The sequence below is a fragment of the Stenotrophomonas sp. 3diitr2024 genome, from assembly GCF_042136455.1.
GTDB classification, from domain to species: Bacteria; Pseudomonadota; Gammaproteobacteria; order Xanthomonadales; family Xanthomonadaceae; genus Stenotrophomonas; species Stenotrophomonas sepilia.
Genome location: NZ_JBHHMJ010000202.1, coordinates 1 through 2,464, shown reverse-complemented (window position 1 = coordinate 2,464; position 2,464 = coordinate 1). Strand labels below are relative to the sequence as shown.

The following is a 2,464-nucleotide window of genomic DNA, read 5'->3' as shown; positions in this document are numbered from 1 at the left end:
GCGGCAGCGACGCCTGCCGCTGAACCGGCGGCGCCGGCTGCCGAACCTGCCGCCGCCGCACCGGCCGCACCGGCCGCGGAGGCGCCCGCCGAGGACGCGCGTGCGCGCATCGAATCGCTGCTCGGCGATGCGGCGCAGTTCGAGAAGGTCTTCAACGCGTTCAAGACGGCCGTGGTCGGCGGTGATCGTGCCGCGGTGGTCGAGCAAGTGCGCTTCCCGTTGAACATCAGCGACGGAAAGAAGATCACTGGCCCCGGTGAGTTCCAGCGGAACTACGAGAAGATCATTACCCCGGCGGTGGTCAAGGCAGTGTCCGGGCAGGACTTCGGCAAGGTCTTCGTCAACCAGCAGGGCGTGATGATTGGCGATGGACAGGTGTGGTTGAACGGAACGTGCCTGGACAAGGCCTGCACGCAGACCGAGGTGAAGGTCATCACCATCCAGTGAACGCAGACGGCCCCGCACGCGGGGCCGTTGCGGAGAAACGTGCCGGCCAGCGGCCGGCGGCACCTCATGCCTTCGGCGTGAGCTTCAGCAGGCGCGCCTTGCTGCCGTCTTCCAGCAGCCACAGGGCGCCATCCGGGCCCTGTTCCACTTCGCGGATGCGCTCGCCCATGTTGAAGCGTTCGGCTTCGCGCGCGCTGTCGCCATCAAAGGCCACGCGCACCAGCGAGGTGGACGACAGGCCGCCGATGAAGCCGCTGCCCTTCCACTGCGGGAACAGGCTGCCGCTGTAGATCACGAAGCCGGCCGGCGAGATCACCGGCGTCCAGGTCACCTTCGGCGCGGCGAATTCCGGGCGGGTGTCGTGGTCGGGAATCGGGCGGCCGTCGTAATGGTCACCGTTGGAAACGATCGGGTAGCCGTAGTTGGCGCCACGCACGATCAGGTTCAACTCGTCGCCACCGGCGGGTCCCATCTCATGCGCCCACAGCTTGCCGTTGGCGTCGAAGGCCATGCCCAGGATGTTGCGATGGCCCAGCGACCACACCTGTGCGGCAACCCCGCCCTGTGAGGCGAACGGGTTGTCGGCGGGCAGGCTGCCATCGTCGTTGAGGCGGATGATCTTGCCGAGGTTGCCGCCCATGTCCTGCGCCGGATCGAACTTCTGGCGCTCGCTGGAACTGATCCACAGCTTGCCGTCCGGGCCGAACGCGAGGCGATGCCCGTAGTGGCCCTCGCCGCTGACCTTGGGGCTCTGCCGCCAGATCACTTTCAGGTTCTTCAGCTGGCCACCCCCGTCGGCATCCAGTGCCAGCGTGGCCCGGGCCACCGCGGCACCGCGGGTGTCGAGCGTGCCTTCCTCGGCATAGCTGACGTAAACAACATGATTCCGGGCGAAGTCCGGGTGCAGGATGATGTCGCCGAAGCCACCCTGGCCACCATAGGCGACCTTGGGAACGCCGGTGATTTCGTGCTTCTGCCCGTTGGCCGGGTCCAGGTGCTGCAGCGTGCCGCGCTTTTCGGTGACCAGCAGGCTGCCGTCGGGCAGGAAGGTCATCGCCCAGGGCTGGTCGAAGCGGCTGACTTCGGTGGCGGTGAACGGCCGCTGGTCGGTGGCGGTGGCTGCAGGCGCTGTGGCCTGGGCGGTACCCGAAGCCGGATCGGCGGCGTTGCAGGCGGAGGTGGCGAGGATCGGCACGAGGCCGAGGGCGAGCAGCAGGGGCGTACGGGTCATGGGTATCTCCAGGGCGGGGATGCGGATGGCCGGGCTGCCCCTTGTATACCACCGCAGCCGTTACCGTCGTGGCCCGAAGGTCCTGCGCCCCCTGTGCGGCAGCGGCGGGATCGTCTAGGGTGGGCACGCCCGGGCAAAGCATGCCCGTCTGTCTGCCAAGGACCTGCAATGAATACTGCCATGCCTCACAAGCCCTCCACCGCCTTCATCGCCGCCTCGTGGGTGGCCCTGCTGCTGGGTGCGGCGGCGTACCTGATCGGCCTGTTCAATGCCACGATGGCGCTCAACGAGAAGGGCTACTACCTGACCCTGCTGCTGTTCGGCCTGTTCGCGGCGGTGTCGCTGCAGAAGAGCGTGCGCGACCGCGTCGAAGGCATTCCGGTCAGTGGCCTGTATTACGCGCTGTGCTGGTTCGCGTTGTTGTCGGCGCTGATGCTGCTGCTGGTCGGCCTGTGGAACGCCACGCTGGCACCCAGCGAGAAGGGCTTCTACGGCATGGCGTATGCGTTGTCGTTGTTCGGTGCGGTGGCTGTGCAGAAGAACACCCGCGACCTGATCGCCGCCGGTGGTGGCGAGAGCAAGCGCAGCGCGATCGTGCCGCCGCTGCCGGAACAGGAATGATTCGGTAGCGCCGAACCCATGCTCGGCTCAGCCGAGCATGGCTCGACCCTAAACGTGGGGCGAGAGCCGAGCGTAGGCTCGGCTCTACAGCAACCTGGGCTATCGCTTCAAGCGCGGATCCGCCAGCTGCGCTTCGTCCCAGCCACGGCGCACGGCGTTGCGTGC

3 protein-coding genes are annotated in these 2,464 nt (G+C 67.3%); 2 read left to right on the top strand and 1 reads right to left on the bottom strand.

From position 1 onward, the window contains the following. Positions 1-447: hypothetical protein (locus ABGA94_RS04720; protein WP_375366528.1), on the top strand; the 447-nt coding region annotated here is incomplete at its 5' end. A 64-nt stretch (positions 448-511) separates the two neighbouring features. Here ABGA94_RS04720 and ABGA94_RS04715 read toward each other — a convergent pair. Continuing rightward, positions 512-1,678, bottom strand: coding sequence for a PQQ-dependent sugar dehydrogenase (locus ABGA94_RS04715; protein ID WP_329845795.1), 1,167 nt, complete (start codon positions 1,676-1,678; stop codon positions 512-514). Between the two features lie 168 nt (positions 1,679-1,846). Here ABGA94_RS04715 and yiaA point away from each other — a divergent pair, with 168 nt between their 5' ends. Next, on the top strand, positions 1,847-2,299 hold the full coding sequence (gene yiaA, locus ABGA94_RS04710) for an inner membrane protein YiaA (protein WP_014645710.1): 453 nt from the start codon (positions 1,847-1,849) through the stop codon (positions 2,297-2,299). Positions 2,300-2,464 lie beyond the last annotated feature (165 nt).